Origin of the sequence: Chitinophaga sp. Ak27, from assembly GCF_012726295.1 — a bacterium.
Taxonomy (GTDB): Bacteria; Bacteroidota; Bacteroidia; order Chitinophagales; family Chitinophagaceae; genus Chitinophaga.
The window spans coordinates 240,517-260,384 of the sequence record NZ_JABAOB010000010.1; the positions used below are offsets into that span (position 1 = coordinate 240,517).

10 protein-coding genes and 1 pseudogene are annotated in these 19,868 nt (G+C 41.9%); 7 read left to right on the top strand and 4 right to left on the bottom strand.

Translation table 11 applies throughout. The features are described 5' to 3' along the window. The first annotated feature begins 52 nt into the window (after positions 1-52). Complete coding sequence (locus HGH90_RS27725) at positions 53-2,152, top strand: outer membrane beta-barrel family protein (RefSeq protein ID WP_168767282.1); 2,100 nt, start codon at positions 53-55, stop codon at positions 2,150-2,152. Here HGH90_RS27725 and HGH90_RS27730 read toward each other — a convergent pair. Beyond that, on the bottom strand, positions 2,141-3,682 hold the full coding sequence (locus tag HGH90_RS27730) for a sulfatase (RefSeq protein ID WP_169192405.1): 1,542 nt from the start codon (positions 3,680-3,682) through the stop codon (positions 2,141-2,143). The two genes, HGH90_RS27725 and HGH90_RS27730, sit on opposite strands and share 12 nt — an antisense overlap. Before the next feature lie 131 nt (positions 3,683-3,813). On the opposite strand from HGH90_RS27730, the gene HGH90_RS27735 reads away from it, so the two are divergent. From HGH90_RS27735 to HGH90_RS27745, 3 genes are all read left to right on the top strand, one after another. Next, entirely contained in the window at positions 3,814-4,200 is a 387-nt protein-coding gene (locus HGH90_RS27735; protein ID WP_169192406.1) for a VOC family protein, read from the top strand. Positions 4,201-4,675: 475 nt separating this feature from the next. Next, positions 4,676-7,831 (top strand): SusC/RagA family TonB-linked outer membrane protein, encoded by a 3,156-nt coding sequence (locus HGH90_RS27740; protein WP_169192407.1) that lies wholly within the window; start codon positions 4,676-4,678, stop codon positions 7,829-7,831. A 24-nt stretch (positions 7,832-7,855) separates the two neighbouring features. After that, positions 7,856-9,322: a RagB/SusD family nutrient uptake outer membrane protein gene (locus HGH90_RS27745; protein ID WP_169192408.1), complete on the top strand. Its 1,467-nt coding sequence runs from the start codon at positions 7,856-7,858 to the stop codon at positions 9,320-9,322. Between the two features lie 79 nt (positions 9,323-9,401). On the opposite strand, the gene HGH90_RS27750 is transcribed toward HGH90_RS27745, so the two are convergent. Further along, the gene (locus HGH90_RS27750; protein ID WP_169192409.1) at positions 9,402-10,142 is read right to left on the bottom strand and encodes a hypothetical protein; all 741 of its coding nucleotides are present in this window, start codon (positions 10,140-10,142) and stop codon (positions 9,402-9,404) included. On the opposite strand from HGH90_RS27750, the pseudogene HGH90_RS27755 reads away from it, so the two are divergent. Beyond that, a pseudogene (locus HGH90_RS27755) lies at positions 10,138-10,569 on the top strand (integrase core domain-containing protein); the annotation flags it as partial. The gene HGH90_RS27750 and the pseudogene HGH90_RS27755 sit on opposite strands and share 5 nt — an antisense overlap. Before the next feature lie 313 nt (positions 10,570-10,882). On the opposite strand, the gene HGH90_RS27760 reads toward HGH90_RS27755, so the two are convergent. Next, on the bottom strand, positions 10,883-13,528 hold the full coding sequence (locus tag HGH90_RS27760; protein WP_169192410.1) for an alpha/beta hydrolase family protein: 2,646 nt from the start codon (positions 13,526-13,528) through the stop codon (positions 10,883-10,885). An 814-nt stretch (positions 13,529-14,342) separates the two neighbouring features. After that, positions 14,343-16,997: an outer membrane beta-barrel protein gene (locus HGH90_RS27765; protein ID WP_169192411.1), complete on the bottom strand. Its 2,655-nt coding sequence runs from the start codon at positions 16,995-16,997 to the stop codon at positions 14,343-14,345. Positions 16,998-17,586: 589 nt separating this feature from the next. Here HGH90_RS27765 and HGH90_RS27770 point away from each other — a divergent pair. Beyond that, the gene (locus HGH90_RS27770; protein ID WP_169192412.1) at positions 17,587-19,212 is read left to right on the top strand and encodes a hypothetical protein; all 1,626 of its coding nucleotides are present in this window, start codon (positions 17,587-17,589) and stop codon (positions 19,210-19,212) included. Positions 19,213-19,267: 55 nt separating this feature from the next. Further along, the gene (locus HGH90_RS27775; protein ID WP_169192413.1) at positions 19,268-19,831 is read left to right on the top strand and encodes a TlpA family protein disulfide reductase; all 564 of its coding nucleotides are present in this window, start codon (positions 19,268-19,270) and stop codon (positions 19,829-19,831) included. The last annotated feature ends 37 nt before the right edge of the window (positions 19,832-19,868 follow it).

The window sequence follows — 19,868 nt, forward strand, 5'->3', positions numbered from 1 at the left end:
ACGGGATAACTATGCCAGGGTAACTTCCTTTGGATACTATAAAGCATAACACATGTTATTTATCTTTTCATGTACCCGTACTTCCCGGCGCTACAACAATTTAGCTAAAATACTGGTGACTGTATTGTTAATTTCAGGCCGGCCCGCCTGGGCACAGGTGAGCAAAAATCTGGAAGCAGTAACCGTCACCGCTAAAAAACCATTGATGGAAAGAAAGGCAGGCATCACAACGATTCGTATAGATGCCCTCCTGACCTCCACAGGCAGCAATACCCTGGAAGTACTTGAGCAGCTGCCCGGCGTACAGGTCAATAACGGACAAATCAACCTGAGGGGGAAAAGCAAGGTCACCATCTACATAGATAATAAGCCCATCTACCTGGATGGCGATGAGTTGGCAGCCTACCTACAATCGTTACCAGGGCATGCCATCGAAAAAATTGAACTGATGCCGCAGCCACCGGCTAATTATGAAGCAGCCGGCAATGGCGGCATTATTCATATTATCCTCAAAAAAGGAAAAGCCAAAGGCTTTAACGGTAGCCTGCTATCCGAAAATATACAGGGCAGATATGCCCGCCTTTTGCAAAATGGCCAGTTCAACTTCCGGTACCGGCAGGTAAATATATATGGCAGTGTGGATAACTTCAATGGAAATGGCGTTAGTGACCGTAACAATACGAAAGACTTTATCAACAGCACTACCCTCCTGTATGCCGCACAAACCAGCAGTGACAAATCTACCAATGGCCGTATCCTGGGCAAAGCGGGGATCGATATACTTCTTTCTCCAAAAACTACAACAGGTATGGAAATCAATTACCTGTATGGCGATGCAGCTGTAACCAGCGCTGGTAGCGGAACAGAACATTATGCCCCGCCAACACCTGATAGCCAGCTACATATCCGCAATATTTCCCGGCGTTATTATCATCAAAGTACTTTACATGCCTACTTTCGTCATATATACGATAGCAGCGGCCGGGAGTTGTCTGTTGCTACAGACGGCCAACATTATACCCGCCTCCAGTCTATATACAATACATATGTTGCCAATGAAAAAACACCTGGTCAGCAAATTTTCCGTATGCCCGCTACTGTCAACGTTTATACCGCCCAAACAGATTATATCCATCCATTTAACCCTGTTATCAAACTCATGGCAGGATATAAATTCACCACTGCCAATACCTACACAACACGCGATAGCTTCAACTACCAGGAACGCATACACGCCATTTATGCCAACTATACACAAACAGCAGGCGCCATTTCCTATCAGCTTGGATTGAGGGCGGAACAAACGTATACCCGTGCTCCGGACCTTGTACGCACCAATACACAACTGTTTCCATCTACACTGATCTCCTACAAAAAAAATCAACACCAGGTAAACCTCTCCTATGCCAAAAGAATAGAGCGGCCCGGGTACCAGCGGCTGAATCCTTCTATCGTACCGGTAGATAAATATACGTATAGCGCGGGCAACCCCAATTTGCTGCCAGCCCTTTCAGATAATATTGAGCTGACGTATCAGTCGGGGAATAACTTCAGTGTAAGTGGGTTTTACAGCCGGGTACAACACGATATTATATCCGGCATCCGGGTGATGAATGCGATGTTATATCAACAGGATGAAAACCTGGACAGGAAAGATGTTATCGGTATTACCGCTGAGGGTACATGGCGCCCCGCCGCCTGGTGGAGCATCCTACCTGCGGCCGCGCTCACGCATATACGTGCCCAAGGTATTTTATGGGATAACCCGCTGGCTATGAGCGGAAATATGTGTACCCTCTCTGTGCTGCAGCAATACCACTTTAATAAAGGCTGGAGCATGGAAATATTTTCCTCCTATAGCAGTGGCGAATTATCGCCCCCATACAATGCCGCCCCCTGCTGGTATATGCATGCCGGGGGCGGTAAGAAAATATTAAAGGGCAAAGGAGATATCAAATTAAATATCCGTGATGTGTTTCACACGCGGATAGACCGTATGTATTATACCGCCGTCGCCGGACTCACAGGATATAATAGCCGTACCTGGGACACCCAGAGTGTTACGCTGGCTGTTGCCTGGCGTTTCAGCCAGGGAGCCAGGGCTATTGCCGGCCATAAAACCGCGGATCATAACAACCGGTTAACGGAATGACACCAGCGCATCCGGGTAAGGTACGGGCTTCCCCGTCGCCTTATACAGCGGCATTTGCGCTTTGCGCTGTTTCAGCTGCTGCGTAAGCAGCTTTGCCAGTTCCCGGGTTTTATGAGGATAATCCGAAGCTACATTATGCGCTTCATGGATATCTTCTTCCAGGTTATATAGTTCCAGGCGCTGCTGCTTTTCGCAATATACCAGTTTCCATTTGCCCTGCCGGATGGCCGTTAACCAGGCATTATCATCGCCGAGCGCGCCGCCGGTCCAGTCGTTGGGAAAGTTCCATACCAGTGCGCGGGTGGTATCACGCAGGGCAGGATTCCTGAGGAATGGCACGATACTGCGCCCATCGATGGTTTGCACCGTTTTGTACGATTTAAGGCCGGCCCATTCCAGGATAGTAGGATAGAAATCTTCCATGATCATATATTGGGTATTCACGGAACCTGGCGTGGTAATACCATTCCAGCGAACGATCATCGGTTCCCTTACACCCCCTTCGTAGAGGGAGCCTTTACCACCCCGCAGCGGGTAGTTTTGTGAGTTAGGCGCGCCCTGGCGGGGTGGATGGGAAAAGCCTCCATTGTCTGACATGAATACAATGATGGTATTGTCTGTGAGATGATGTTGTTCCAGGTAATCCATAAGCTCTCCTAAACTCTGGTCCATCCCCTCTACCAGGGCTGCATAGGCGGCTTCCGGCTTGGGCAATCCCAGATCCAGGTAGCGCTGAATAAAGCGATCATCGGCGTTGTAAGGCAGGTGTACGGCGTAATGCGCCATATACAGGAAGAAGGGCTGTTGCTTCATTTGTGCCGTATCCATGGCCAGCATGGCTTCCTGGGTCAAATCTTCCGTGAGGAAGGAATGATGCTTACGGTATTTGTCGAGCCCGGGCATCTCGGCCTGGAGAATGAATTTTCCAGGCACCCGGCCAAAATCGTCTTCCGCCAGGTAAGATGCGGGATGCCCGCCGGCGCTGCCGCCTATATTCTTCACAAATCCCAGGTTGAGTGGATCTGCGCCCACCGTCTGGTACGCGCCGAAATGCGCTTTACCGCATTGAATGGTATAATATCCCTGTTGTTGCAGCAGGGCGGGCAACGGGGTGGCATATACGCTTCTTTCCTGCCCTGGTATGGGTGATATACCATTTACATTCCAATCGGGAATGGTGAGCAGGCTGTCGGCTCCATCTACGGCTTTATTCTTCATGGAAGTCCAGTTGCTCACGCGGTGACGCGCTACGTTCATGCCCGTCATCAGGCTTACCCGGGAAGGCGTACAAACCGAATGCGCGTAGGCATTGGTAAACTTAGTGCCCGCCCGGCAAAGCCGTTCCATATTAGGCGTACGAAATTTACGGTTGGCGGGGGTAATACTGTCCCAGAAAGGGACGGAGGTATCCTGCCATCCCATATCATCTACCAGGAAAAAGATGATGTTAGGTAATTTTTTCACCTGGCCCCGGGCGGCCAGGAGGCAGCCACTAAACAGGCACGCTGTTAATAAAAAAACTTTCTTCATAACGTTTTTTTCATTTATTCACTGCAGGCGCCCTAGGCGCTTTTTAACCAATCCCTTTTCCAGGAAAACCAATTTATATTTGCAGGAAGGGTCTACTTCAAAGATAATATCCACTTTCCAAATTTGCGCACATGATAATTACACACCTGGATCACCTGGTCATCACAGTAAAAAGTTTAGCTGTTACCTGTGATTTTTATGCAAAGATATTAGGTATGGAAATCATCACCTTTGGTGATGACCGTAAAGCATTGCGCTTTGGCCAGCAAAAAATAAATCTTCATGAAAAGGGCCGGGAGATTACGCCCATGGCCGCTTTACCTACTATGGGATCCGCTGACCTTTGTTTTATCTCGGCTACGCCGGTAGAAAATATATTACAGGAGCTACAAGATAATAATATACCGGTGCTCGAGGGAGGAATAGTAGAACGTACGGGCGCTAACGGAAAAATCCGTTCTGTTTATTTCCGCGATCCGGATGGAAACCTGTTGGAAGTAAGTAACTATATACTGTAATAAAACAAGCGCCAGAAATTTTTTTTATTAAAAAAACAACATATTTTTAACACGCTAATGAAATCAATCCTTGCATTGTTATTGAATGGAAACCTTTAACAAAGTCGGGAGAACCTATCAACAACGTACTGTTAATTAGTTTTTGCTTAGAGAATATCCGAAATCTGAATTCTGAAATCTTAAAAAAAGAAATGGCATAACAAAATCTATTACTACTAGCTGTAGTGTGTTTTTACTATTGTTTTCAACCGGCCCAACCCGCAACAGGAAAGCCTATGCATATGGTGTATTGTAGCAACAACATTATTCATGTTGTCACCCTGGTGACTTAGTCTTCCTCATACGTTTTCGCGCCGGCATTCACGTTAAATATTTGCTTTATGATCATGTTCTTATCATACTGTAAGGAATCCTATTCTTACGTCTGATAAGCCGGAAGAATTTTTTTCAATCATATAAACCCAATCTAAACCGTATGAAAAAAGGTTTACTACTATGGCTCTTACTAGCCATCGGTATGGTGCATGCTTTTGCCCAAACTCGAACGATTACAGGCAGGATAACCGATGCCACAGATGGACAGGTACTTCCCGGCGTATCTGTATTAATCAAAGGATCTAAAACGGGTGTGGTATCAGGCCCTGATGGTAAGTTCTCTATCCAGGCAGATGGCGCCGGCAGCCTGGTATTTTCCTTTGTAGGCTATGAAACAAAGGAAGAAAAAATTGGCAGTCGCTCCACGGTGAATGTAATTCTGACCGGCAGCAACAAAATATTGAATGAGGTACTGGTTACCGGTTATGGTGAACAAAAAAGAAAGGATGTTACTTCTTCTGTAACTGCTGTATCGGGCGCACTCATTAACGAACGTCCTGCCACCAGCTTCGACCAGGCTTTAACCGGCCGTGCCGCCGGCGTGAGCATCAGCACTGGTTCCGGCGTACTGGGCGATGTGGTTAACATCCGTATCCGGGGTGTGAGCTCTATCAGTAACAGCAGCCAGCCATTGATCGTAGTAGATGGTATCCCGATGAACATCAACACTAACTTAAACACCTTCAACGGTGGCAATGGTACCCGTTACAATCCACTGGCCGACATCAACCCGAATGACATTGCATCGGTAGATGTACTGAAAGATGCGGCTGCCAGCGCTTTATATGGTTCCCGCGCAGCCGCCGGTGTAATCGTCATCACCACCAAAAGAGGTAAAGCAGGCGTTGTTTCCGTGAACTACAACGGTTATGTAGGCTGGAGCAAAGCAGGTAAGCTGCCCAAATTGCTGAATGGCGATGATTTCAACGTGATACAAAATGAGAAAGCGGCCAACGCCACTCCTGCCGGACAAACAGCGCCCATTATCGCCAAAGATATTGATGTAAATGGCGACGGTAAACCAGACCGCACTGACTGGTTGAAAGAAGTATTCCGCACCGGCATTATACATAGCCACCAGTTATCCCTAAGCGGTGGTACGGAAAAAGCGAAATTCTATGCTTCCGGTGAATATTCTGACCAGCAGGGTATCATCCTCAGCAACCGTATGCGCAGGGGCGGTATGCGTGTAAACCTCGATGTTACGCCTAAAACGTGGCTGAAATCAGGTGTATCCCTCTATGCTTCCAAAGCACTGAACAACGGGGTACTGTCCGATACTTACCTGGCCGGTGCTACCGTTTCTGCTTATGGCGCTATGCCTAACGTACCGGTTTATGATAAAAACGGCGACCTGTATATCAAAACGACGGTTAACGGCGACCTCGGGGACGGTAATAACGTGATCAGCGCCGCTACCCGCGCCAACCGCTTCTTCCATCCACTTGCGGGATTAACCATGGGTAGAAATGATAATACTTCCACCCGCGTTTTATCTTCCGCCTATGTAGAAGTAGAACCCATTGCCGGATTAAAAATCACTTCCCGCTTTGGGGTTGACTTCATCCAGAACTTTGAAGACCAATACAGTGGTCCTTTGCTGTCTGGTAATGGTTTTAACCTGAATGGCCTCGTACAGGAAAACCTGCTGAGACAAAACCAATGGAGCTGGACTAACTACGCCACCTATACGAAGACCTTTAATAAAGTGCATTTTATCAATGCTACCGTAGGTATAGAATCACAATATGCACAAACCCGGCAATTATATACCGGACAAGCTAACCTGGCAGATTCCTACTTCAAGGAAATATACGATGGCCTGTATGCCGGTACCGACAACAGCTATACCGGTGGTGATAATAAATCAAATGCATTCGACTCTTACTTCGGTAAAATCGGCTATAACTACGGTTCTAAATACTACATTGATGCGACCCTGAGAGCAGATGCTTACTCAGATTTTGGTATCAACAACCGCAGGGGTTATTTCCCGGGCGTATCTGCCGGATGGAGAATATCTGAAGAAAATTTCTTCAAGGGTAATATCAGCTTTGTAAACGACCTGAAGATCCGTGCCAGCTATGGTATGGTAGGTAACTCCAACATCAAGGCCTATGCTTACAGGACCCTGTATGGCGGCGGTAACTACGCCGACGCCAACGGTTTCTCCCTGTACCAGGTGGGTGACCCCAACCTAAAATGGGAAACTTCTAAAAACCTGGACTTGGGTCTGGACGCTACTTTCCTGAAAAACAGGATCACCGTTACTTTTGACTACTTCCGGAATAATATTGATAACCTGATCCTGGATGCGCCTATCCTGGCTACCGTAGGTACACCATGGGATCACATTAACAATACACCAGGATCGATCCTGACCACCAACGTTGGTTCGATGAGAAATACCGGCCAGGAGTTAACCATCAACACCAGTAACATTCACACCAAAGATTTCAGCTGGAATACCAGCTTCAACATTACGTTTATCAAGAACGTTGTTACACACACTGCAGATGGCACTGACATTACCCGTGGTAATAACAGGGCCAGCGTGGGCAGACCATTGGGCGTATTCCGCCTGATTAAATGGGGTGGTGTAAATCCTGAAAACGGGTTCCCTATGTACTACAACGCCAATAATGAGCTGGTGATGTACAATCCTGGTCCTGGCGTAGCTAACCGGTGGACCACTCCTGATGGCACCAAACCAATGAATCCCATCACTTCCAATGATGCCCAGTACATGGACAAATCCGGTTATCCTACTTTCTACGGCGGGTTGAACAATACCTTTACCTATAAAGGTATAGACCTGAGCATCTTCCTGCAATACAGCGGTGGCAACTACCTGTACAATGCGGCCAGGGCGAGTGGCATGAGTAACCTCTTTACCAACAACATGGAAGAGATCAAAGACAGATGGACGCCCGACAACAAAAACACAGATGTACCTAAACTGTTCCTGGGCAACACCGTTATCACACAAGCATCTACCCGGTGGCTGGAAAAAGGCGATTTCCTGAGAGCCCGTGAAATAAGCCTGGGATATACTTTCCCTGGCATCAAACAAAAACTGGGTGTTAACAGTCTCCGTGTATATGGACTGGTACAAAATGCGTTCGTGATCACAAAATATAAAGGAAACGATCCCGAAGTAAATACCAACCGCGATAGCAACATCAACTATGGCGTGGATGCAAGAGCGGTACCATTGCCCAGGATATTTACCCTTGGTTTAAATGTTGGCTTCTAATTGTTAGTGATTAAAAAAATTGTTATGACTCATAAGAATAAATCAAACCTTACAAAAAAGCTGTCTATCGGAGCCGTAGCACTGGCCTCCACGGTAGTTTTTTCCTGTTCCAAAGTAAATGACCAGTCGCCTTACGCCAAACTGGATCCGAATGCAGCTTTCAGCACCCCGGAAAGAATTGCCAAATCGGCTGTGGGGATGTATGATGCCCTGCAAAACCTGGAGTTTTTCGGAGGCCGTGTATTGATCTATGTAGATCAACGCGGGCTGGATGCTAACAAAGCGGCCTATTTCCCTAACGTGGCTACCTTCGACATGCTGTCTAACAGCACCACTGCTTTCAACTGCTGGTCCGGTGGATACAGAACCATCAATGAAACCAATTTCTTCTCACAGAAGTTAAAAGAAAATGAAAGCAAGGTAAGCGCAGAAAACGCCGCACAATACTATGCTGAATCCAAGTTTATCCGTTCACTGGCTTACTTCTACCTGGTGAATATCTATGCACAAACCTATACCTTCTCCAGCGATGCCTCTCAACCAGGTGTACCTTTGATACTCACCGCTCCGAAGGATGGTGCAGAAGCTCTCGATCCTAAAAATAAAGTGCCCCGTAATTCCGTGAAGGAAATATATGATAACATGATCAAAGAACTAACAGAAGCCGCTAACGTACTTCCTGTTAAAACCGGCGACGGATTCTATGATCATGCCAGGGCTACCAAAGGCGCAGCACAAGCCCTGCTGGCGCGTATCTATTTATACCAGGGCAACTGGGCCAAAGCAAGAGACCTGGCAGACAGCGTATTGCTGTCCTCTGCGGGTTATGCCTTGGAAAACCCGGTGACGGTATTTGCTTCCGCCAACTACCAGACCTCCAAAGAAAGGATCTTCTCTGTGGCGATGAACAGCGCCGACAACCCTAACACCAACAACGCCCTGGGACAACACTACGGCGCTAAGGGAAGAGCAGACATCTCTATCAGTAAAGATTACCTGAGCCTGCCTAACTTCGATGTAAAGACAGACCTGAGAGGTAAATCGCTCTACAATATCGTGCTGAGCTCAGATAAAAAGGATACCACCTTCTATACGGCGAAGTTCTTCGGTACCTCCGCGTTCGATGCATGGGTACCCGTACTGCGCCTGGCGGAAGTGATGCTAATCAAAGCAGAAGCATTAGCACGTCTCAATACTGCTACGGCCGACCCGGAAGCGATCAAGCTGCTGAACCAGGTGCGGGTAAGAGCGTCTGCTACCCCGCTGGCGCCGGCTACCGCGGCTGACCTGATCACCAACATCCTCACCGAACGCCGTATTGAACTGGCCTTTGAAGGACAAGGTGTATTCGACTTCCAGCGAACACACCGCGACATTCCTGCACACGCAGGTTTGGCTGCCCAGGCCTGGAATGGTAAGTATACTATCTTCCCGCTGCCTTTCGCAGAAGTGGATCGTAATCCAAATATGAAACAAAACGAAGGATACTAGTAGTTTTCCTTAACATCCTCATAAAAGACAATGGCAGACGTTTCTACGCCTGCCATTCTTTATTTTAATAGAGCTCTGTCTATCTAAAGAATATCTTCCTCACACATTTATTTCCCCGTTCTGCTACATACACATTACCTGCCGCATCGGTGCAGATAGCCGTGATATCAGAGAAAGTAGATGCCCCCAGCGGTGCATCATCGAATCCTGCTACTAACTGGGGGCCTCCTTTCCAGCCAGCCACCCGGATCACCTGGTCGTCGGTCAGCATGCGTATCGCATAGTTATCGGCCACATACATGAGTCCTGTATTGGCGTCCCTCACGATACCGATAGGGTTAGCGAAAGCAGCACTGCGCAGCGGTCCATCGGCAGTACCGAATTGGCATAGGTTGTTTTCACCCCCCACAATACTGAATACTACCGGGTAATCCCAACCACCGGCAAAGAATGCGGTACCAGCATCATTTACCGCGATAGCCATTCCGGGTGATTCATATCCGCCTAACGGGGTGATATTACCGAAACTATCTACCATTTTCACCCCACCATATTGCGCACCCAGGTAAATAGTACCTGATTTGCTGATACCTATACCTGTAGGGGTAAACGCTATTTTGGTAAAAGTGGTTACATCGCCTGCAGGAGTTATTTTACGCACCTGGCTATTAAACTGGTCGATGGCATAGAGGCTATCCTTTGTATCAACCACCAGGCTAGTTACATAGCTAAATGCTGCATTGGTACCGTTCCCATTTACATTACCGGCACTACCATCAGCCCGGCCGGCAAAGATGCTCACTGTTCCATCTGCTGCCATCTTTTTAGTGGATAATTTTAGTCGCGAATGCCTGACAATCGGGGTTGGGCAATCGATAAAAGGTATCGATGTGGTGAAAATTCTGGAAGATTTAAAAGGTCAAAAAAATATCGTTCCCCGGCGAATCCAAGTTGATAACGGGAGTGAATTTATCAGCAAGGATTTTAACAAATGGGCTTATGAAAATAAGGTAACTTTAGATTTCTCCCGCCCTGGGAAGCCCACTGACAACGCCTTTATCGAATCGTTCAATGGCAGCTTTCGGGATGAATGCCTGAATGTGAACTGGTTCTTATCTCTTGAGGATGCCCAGGAAAAAATAGAACATTGGCGCTGGGAATACAATAATTTTCGTCCTCACAGTTCGCTTAATAACCTAACGCCGAACGAGGTCGTTGAAAGACATAAAAACGCCCAAAATCTCTAGTTTATCGTGTCCAGGATTGGGGACAAGGTCACATACACTATCAAAGCGTCAACAACAGTGGAGAATACAAATCCATGTCCAATTCTGCATGTTAGACCAACTCTTTAATATATTACTCTATACAATGAGATAGATATCCTTTACAATGCCCTTTCCTCTCTAGAATACTGAATTGCGACTCTTTAAGCATAAGAGAAATTCAATTTTCTACTACGCTCACGAAAACCACATACTATTTGTATTGACATACTATACTCATTATTTCTAATTTACTTCCATTATTTTTGTCCAAAAGTGTAGCAATCCAGTTTCTCTATAACTTTAGATTTCCCATCCACGCAGGAGCAGGTAATCCCTTTAAATAGTAATCAAAAAATTGTTTTAATCGAATACTAAAATCTACTGCTGATTTCCCTTCTATATGATGGTTCCCTTCTGTATACTCCAATAACCAAACTCTCTTGCCCAGCCTTCGTAATGCCATGAATAATTCTAGCGCTTGCGAGAATGGACATAATCCATCATTTGTCGTATGCATTAATAATAATGGCGTGATTGCCTTGTCAGCGTTGAAAACCGCTGAGTTCTTAATATACATATCTGGTGCCTGCCACAAAGTCCCTGCCATCCGTCCTTGTCCTCCAGGTTCAAAATATGCCTGCAGACTTTTCCCTCCCCGCGTTATACTTCCATATGCACTCACAAAATCAGACATGCTACTTGATGAGTATGCCGCTGAAAAAATATTTGTATGAGTAACTAAATAATTGGTTTGAATTCCTCCAAAACTACACCCTCCGATACCGATTCTACCTTTATTAACATAAGGAAGTCTTTCGACATATCTGGCAGCTGAAGTAAGTGCACTCAATGTACTCGTCATTGGATCTCCAACAACATAATTAATATCAGGTAAAAAAATCAAATATCCATTGCTGACGTATGTCGGAATGTCTATATTACAGCCGTTATTAAGATAGGATGGAATCAGGTAATCGTTTAATTCAAATGATTTCTTCTCATAATAGTGAAATATAACTGGATACTTCTTCTTGGGATCAAAATCATCCGGTTTATATAACACCCCTTGCAAAGCTTCTCCTTCTTCTGTTTTCCATGAATGGAGCTCGGTCGTATACCAGTTAAACGATTTTTCTGGTTGAAACGTGCTAATCGGATAAAAATTTATGAAATCTCCCGTATAGAAAAAATTTGGGTACTCCGTTGCATTCATCCTCACCACGATAAAAGCATCCTTATCTCTTGCTTTTAATGGGTATATTCCATTTCGCATAACATATGGATTGTCGATCAACTGATATATATAATTTCCCATAGTTAATTTCTTCGGCGCCACATCCTTCCCTAATGCTTTTTCATAATATCCGTTTTCTTTGGTATCTATGCTCACTGCATTCAGTAGAAGTGGCTGACCCTTCAATACTATTCGATTCGAATACGTTGCTAGTCCAAGATAAAATATGATATTATTCTGTCTGCCGAATCCACTAGTAATGTTCACCGGATCCTTTATTCCGTTGGGATCGACCATCCAAATATCAAAACGATCATATATTAACACACTCTCATCATCTTTAGTCCATGTAGCAATTCCCCGAGGCCTGTCTCTTATATCTTTAAAATAATATCCATACCAAGAAGTATTTATTCTCTCAGTAATATTCCGGTATTTACCTGAAGCAATCTCATAACTTACATACTCCGACTTTTCGTTATCAAAATAAACAATATATTTCCCATTAGGAGAAATAGCTGCAATATGTGGCCCCTTAAATTTTAATAACATGTCAAGTTGGCCGTCAGCGGACCGAATATAAAAATTTGAAAAAAAATTTTCGTTTCTAATACTCTCCTCCAGATCTACCTCCTCAGGAATACGCTCCACTAGATGCATAGCGTCATCTACACTACTTCCCAATATCAGTTCATTATCTTCCCTAAGGATAGTTACTCGTCGACTATCAACATCGATAACCATAGTACCAAATCGATCCTTATGTAGATCGGATACCTCCGTTAATTGTAGTTTTGGATCTTGAGAGCTCCAGATCTTCACTATTGATGATTCACTCTTCCTGTCATTTATCTTCTCCTCCTTCGTCACCGTGAAGAATACATACTTCCCATCTGCACTTATCTTCAAAATATTATCCAGTGCAAACTCTCGGTTACTGCCAAAAATATTCTGATCGACAAGTAAAACTGGCATATCCGAGCTTTCTTTATAATACCAAATTTTCTTACTATTCTTTGCTTCATCAGTAGTTATAAATACTGCTACTGATGGGAAGCCGTTAATAAATATACTTTCTACTCTCCGACCACACCACACTATTACATCCTTTCTTTTTTCGAGGTTACGCCAGACTATTTTTTGTTCACCTGGACAATTAGGATCATCTATAACATATAGCAAAATTCTCCCATCATCACTAAAACAAAAATCACTCACCGAAGAGTAAATCATTTCCTTTTTAGTAATAAAGTTCACTAACACCATATCTTCCTTTTTTACATGTTTAAATGCCAACCACTCTCCATTTCCATTAGCAGGAATTTTAAAATAGTGGACGCCAAGTGTCTTATCAAAATATGCACTGCCTAATAAAATAGTATACAACGTATTCGCGGTATCAATTAAAACCGCCCTTCGACTATCTGAAGTAAATTGAGAATAATATATATCAGCAAATTTAACCTCCCAGCCTCCTTTACTCTTTTTTAGCACAACTGTATCCGACTTCTTCGATGCATTATAAACAGTATAAGTTATGTACTTCCCATCAGGCGTTATAGCCGGATCTTTCAAATACGGCCATTTATCGTAAGCAGTATCATTGATAGCCGGCTTTGCAATCTCCTGAGAATAGCAACCAATAAAAAACAATCCAAAAAAAATTGTAAAAACTATCGTCTTTATTAGAGTCACTGGCATCATAATTTACATCCAATCTACATTTATCCGTTGCAACTGAATGTCAGCAGAAAATATAACCTAAGAAGATGTGTGTCAAATAGGTACTTAAAAATAAACATCGAGTGCCATCGATAGCATTCGTATTGCAGTAGATAAACATACATTTGGATCAGCAAACGATAACAAGTAAGAAAAACTTCAAGAGATATTCCCAACTGGCCAATCTACCATCAGGAGTTAAAACCCATAACAGTATCATATATTTCAGGATCTTCGCTACTCATAAACATTTTACATTAAAAATTTGGGATTCTTCAAAAAATATACAAAGGCTTTTACTAACATAACTGACTAAATCTACTTAAAAAACATATTACCAAAGATACTAGCTATCCGAACTATAGTCCCTTTTTAACTAAAAAAATACAACTATGAAAAAAGCAAAATTCGCACTAGCAGTTGTGATTTCTGTAGGCATCGCCGGTTCGGCGATAGCATTCAAGGCACACAAAACAATATCCACCTTCTATACCCCTGGAACAACCAATACGACTATTTTAATAGTATGCAACTCTCCAGTATCACTATCGTATACAATAGATCCATTCGGTCCATTCACAATACAGGCTTCAACATCAGTGGATAACACCCACCCATGCGGAGTAATACGGGTAAGGATGATTGCCGAATAGAAGCAAAGTCTCTAGTCAGGGTCCGAAGCATTTAGGAAACTGTCTTTTGGGGGAAAGACAGTTTCCCTATCTAATTAGCCCTAAAATAGAGTTTATCAATGTTTTCTCCAAAGAATTTAAAATGAAGGTTGCGAATTTATTACCTACCTCTTCCCTAAAAAATAAGAAACCCTCAACATAAAGAACTGCTCTAATATACTGGACCTTACATCTTCAATATAGTTGACACCCGTATTTCTACTTACACTTGTATTCTGTCGTAGAAGATCATGTCCTTCTGCTTTCAAAAGAAACTGCCTATGCAAACCCCAAAACTTAGACAGTGAAACATTGAGCATAAAAACATTAATATTCTGATCCATCATTCCCCCCGTTACAAAACGATAATTAAAATCGCTACCAAATGTAATACCTAGAGGAAGGTTTAGCTCACCATTAAAAGATAATCCTGCAACAAAGTATCTATTATTTGGCCCTAATTGGCGTTGATATTTCACATTATCATAATTTAAAACAGCGGAGGCTACACAATCAAAAAATCTACCATGCGTATAGCTATATCTGGTTGTCTGAGTAAACGAAATGTTACGAGTATTTTGTTCTATTCCGTCAACATATCCCGGAGTATACCGGAGTCTAGAAACCAACCCAAAATTCAACATATTCTTTTTATTATTTACCAGAATTCCTTTGTCAATACTAATACTAAAACTGTATGCTTTGTCGACGTTCTCTGGTTGAATTATTTGCCGTCCACTTGAATCAGTTAAAACATTATTCACGAACTGATTCTTCGTGATAACCCCAGTGAAACTAACTGAAAGAGAATGCATCGAAACAGGGTCAAACACCTTGTAATTCAAAAATAAATTATTCGCCTCTGCAGGTTGCAATTTCACATTACCCCGTCTAACATACAAAGGGCTACTATTGTCAATGACAGGCTGTAACTGATCCAAACCTGGCAACTGGATTCCCTTTTGATAATACAATCGAATCTCTTCTTTATCGCTAAACACGTAACCCATCCTTGCCTCCGGCAGCAGCATGCTCTTTTTCACCAGTATATTGTTCCCAAATGTGTTATTTGCGTTATCTAACTTAAATAGGAAAGTGGCGACGGAAACCTCGTAGTCAAACCTATTCCTTTTCACCCCCCATCCAATCTTCCCCAAGTAATGCTGATTTATACTTTGAAAGCTATTACTCATGCTGTCATTAAAATGATCATACTTCCTTGTGGAGAAATCATAGTCAAACACCATACGATCCGATCCACTTTCCGTTTTATCCTCTGCCAATGTAAATAAAAAATATCCGTTCTTTGCTATTGGTTCCCTATAACTAGCCATAAAAAAAAATTGTCTATTGACCCCCTCATAATCACCTGTCTGATTAATAGAGTCAACCGAAATATGGCCATTCCCCAGTTGATACACACTATTTGAAACGTTATAAGGCTCCTGACTATCCTTCCCATAACTATAACTTACTGAAACATCAAGTGAGCGTCTTTCTTTCCTGAACTTTCTGCTATAACTAATCATATTAGCCGTAGCGAACAACTTTCTTCTATTTAAATTCATAAGAGATCCGCTATTAAGCTCTCGTTGTAAGGAGCCTTCCGACCTAAAATCACTTCTTATATCTTGGTGACTTTTTGAGAAGCTTATTTGGCTAACAAAGAATATCTTTTGTAAAGAATCAATTCTAAACTCTAATTGACCACTAATCCCATGGTCAATGCTTTCGTTCAGAGATCGCGATTGTTCAGTATAAAAAAAAGAGGAATCTCCCACAAAATTCTTCCTAACGCTGCTTTTTCGATCATCGTTCTTATTGCTATTCATTAGATAGCTAATATTCATACCTATTTTCCCCCTAAAATCATTGCTATAGTTAACTCCAGACATCCATCTTCGTTCAACACCGCCGGAGCCAACATGCCCGTCATTTATATTATCACCGTTCCCTAACAACACAAACTGCTGCTGACTATCAAATCGGCTTAAGTTATTCTTTATAAAGAAGCGACCCTGTGTTCCATACCCACCAGTAAATTCTCCATTCAAAGTCTTCTTTTTCTTTTCTTTTATGGTAATATTAATCACTTTCTCTCTACCTCCTGCTAACACACCATCTGTTACTAGGTGCTCCCTATCCCTATCAATCACCTGTATCTTGTCAACCAAATCCGCTTGCAAATTCTTTCCAATTACTCTAGATCCGTTAATATTAAATAAAGACTTCCCGTTGACAGTAACAGCCTTCACAACCTCTCCATTGACTTTTATATCACCGTTCTCATCTACTTGCACACCAGGTAATCGTTTGAGTAAGTCTTCAAGAGAAGCATTCTCACGGGTAGAAAAAGATCCCGCATTAAACTCCAATGTATCTTTAGATAGACGGAACAATTCCTTTTTCCTAACAATTTCAATCTGAGAAAGCGTCATACCGGTTCTTGTTAGCATTATATTTCCTACGTCCACGACTTCGCCACCCACTATTTCCTTCACCGAACTCAATGAACTCTGGTAACCAACAAATGTTACTAGTAAACTGAATTTTCCAGCTGGTAAACTATCAAAAACGAAAGCGCCATTACTATCTGTAAAACAAATCGCAGCTTTTGATGAGTCTTTTGAACGCAAACAGGTTACCGTAGCGGAAGGAAGCCACTCTTTCAGTTCATTATCATAAACCCGTCCTTTAATCTTTATGTTCTTAAGAGACTGGGACCATGCATGATCAATAAACAAAAAAACAAACAGGGCTAGCACAACTAATTTTCTCATAGATAATATTACCGTTCTCTAAGTTGAACATTATAAATGAAATCAGATAGCAGTAGATATGAGATGACTTAGAAATGCATAAAAAAATAGAACTGTGTGCACAATGCAGTGACAGCATATACTTTTGTAGTAATAGGCGAACAGCAATAATAAAAGAGATAGGAAGAGTAAAATTAACCAGAATTTCCTACCCATTACATAAAGTTATTCTGTTATTTACCCCGAATAGATCTTTAACAAACCCTCAAACACCAAAAACCATGTCAATTAGTAATATTAATTACCAAGAACATCAATGGCAAGTGGCGCATCTCCAAAATAACTCAAACAATAATAAATTATACAATGAGTGGCTATCCAAATTTTACAAGTCACAAGAGCTAGAAAAACTAAACATTATACATTCTAAGTTATTACAATAGAGCCATTTGGATAGTAAACAAGATATCAACGATAATTCCTAGGCAATGAAGCAGTTCTTTTATAGATCTAGCTAAAATCTAAATACCAGAAATATATCGGTCCATTGAGAATAAACCAGATGCAGCTAGTAAAAATACCGCGCTTCGATCATCCAACAAGTAACACTATGGCTTCAACAGACAATATGCATACAGAAGTATCAAACAGGGAGGAGATACATTCTACCAACACACATCAAGGACATACAGACAAAGAAGAACCAGGAGATGGCCTAAAAAAACGCATTAAAATAGTAGCTTCCGATCCAGTAAGTTTCAAAGAATATCTATTCAATTCTACATTTAATAAGTGGCTAGTTGGAATAGGAATATTCGCCATAATAATTCAATTCTCAATTTTCAAATTTTTTTATCCATATGCAGGCTTCATAAATGGAGATTCATATGTATACCTCGAAACTGCCTACCATAACTTCCCAGTAAATACGTATCCCATTGGCTACTCGAAATTCCTCAGACTAATAAGTGTTTTCACTCGCTCGGATATAGCTATCGTAGCATTACAGTATTTACTATTACAGCTTAGTACGATATCTTTAATGTTTACAACATTTTATTTCTATGCTCCTCTCAAAGCAACTAAGATTATTTTATACGGATTCATGTTATTCAATCCAGTATACCTGTACTTATCGAATTACATTTCCAGCGATGCGTTCTTTCTCTCACTCAGTTTGATATGGTTTACACTCCTACTTTGGATTATAAACAAACCAAGCGCGCTCCTCATTTATTCAAGCGCATTAATTCTATTCATAGCATTTACCGTGCGATATAATGCCTTATTCTATCCAATTATTGGGATAGTTGCTTTATTACTTGGGAAGCGAAGAATATTAGCAAACATAATAGGATTTGGGATAAGTATTTCATTAATTGGTTTATTTATGCAGGTCACAAGCAATAAATATAAAGATATTACTGGCTATAAACAATTCACGCCGTTCTCAGGCTGGCAAATGGCGAACAATGCATTATATGCATATAGATATGTAGATAGCCGCCATGTAAAACCAGTTACACCGAAATTCAAACAATTAGACAAGATGGTCCGAAACTACTTCGACAGCAGTAGAAATATCGCACTACATCCACAAGAAGCATTGATGGCGAATACGTTTTATATGTGGGCACCAAACTCACCCCTATCCTTATATATGGAAGAACAGTTCAAAAAGGATTCCACAGCATCAGCTTTAAAAAAGTGGGCTACAGTTGGCCCAATAATGAGCGACTACGGATCTTTTCTAATTAAAACATACCCAACGGAATTTGTAAAATTTTATCTAATTCCTAATGCAGTAAAATATTATGCTCCGCCAGTAGAATTTCTAGACCACTATAGCACAGGTATTGACAGTGTAACTGAAATTGCAAAAGTATGGTTTGATTATAAAAGCTTGAAGCTAAAAACCCGTGTAAAGGATTACAACGTAAACGTATTAAACTATTACCCAATCCTAACTGGAAGCATGAATGTCCTGTTTATCTTGAGTCTACTAAGTTTTATATTCTTAAAGGGCTACAAAAAATACAAATTATTAAAAAGAGGATTGATATTAGTTATAGCATTGTGGACACTAAACTTTGCATTTAGTGTCTTTGCCTCGCCTATTGCATTGAGATTTCAACTATTTCCAATCATAATTTCAATAATGTTTACGTCCCTATTAATGGAGTACCTTATAATTACTGCATTCAACAAAGAAATTGATGCACCGATCGAAACTTAACAGACCTACTCTTTTAAGTAACATAAAAAAATATAGTACTTAATATCAAAACATCATGTCCAGAAAAGATATTTTGCCGACTACTATTATCATTCTTACTGGTATTCTCCTATATATCGGAGCTTGCAAAATATTGGGGTACTCCATACTATCTGATGACGCTCAAAAACTAATCCCCTATAACAAACCAGTACATACAGGGCATGAAGGTGAAATAATGCCATCCATTGATATCCAATTATCTGATAGCGTAACTTATTTGAATACTTCAAGCATACTGAAGGGAAGACCAACTGTACTATTCTACTTTAGCCCATATTGTCCATTTTGTCAATCACAAATACATGAAATAATGGAAAATATCAGACAATTAAAAACCATTGATTTCTTCCTAATAACACCTTACTCATACCCTGAAATGAAAGCTTTCTACAAGAAAAATGAGTTAAAAAAGTTCACAAACATTACTGTAGGAATTGACTATAAACAAAAATTCTCAGAATATTTCAAAGCGCAGGGCATTCCCTACTTGGCAATATACAATTCAGAAAAAAGACTTAACAACGCTTTTCTGGGGGAAGTTAAACATCAACAATTAAAACTTGAATGTAAAAAATAAAAATATTGCGCAATAAGAGTTGGTGGAATACTTGCAA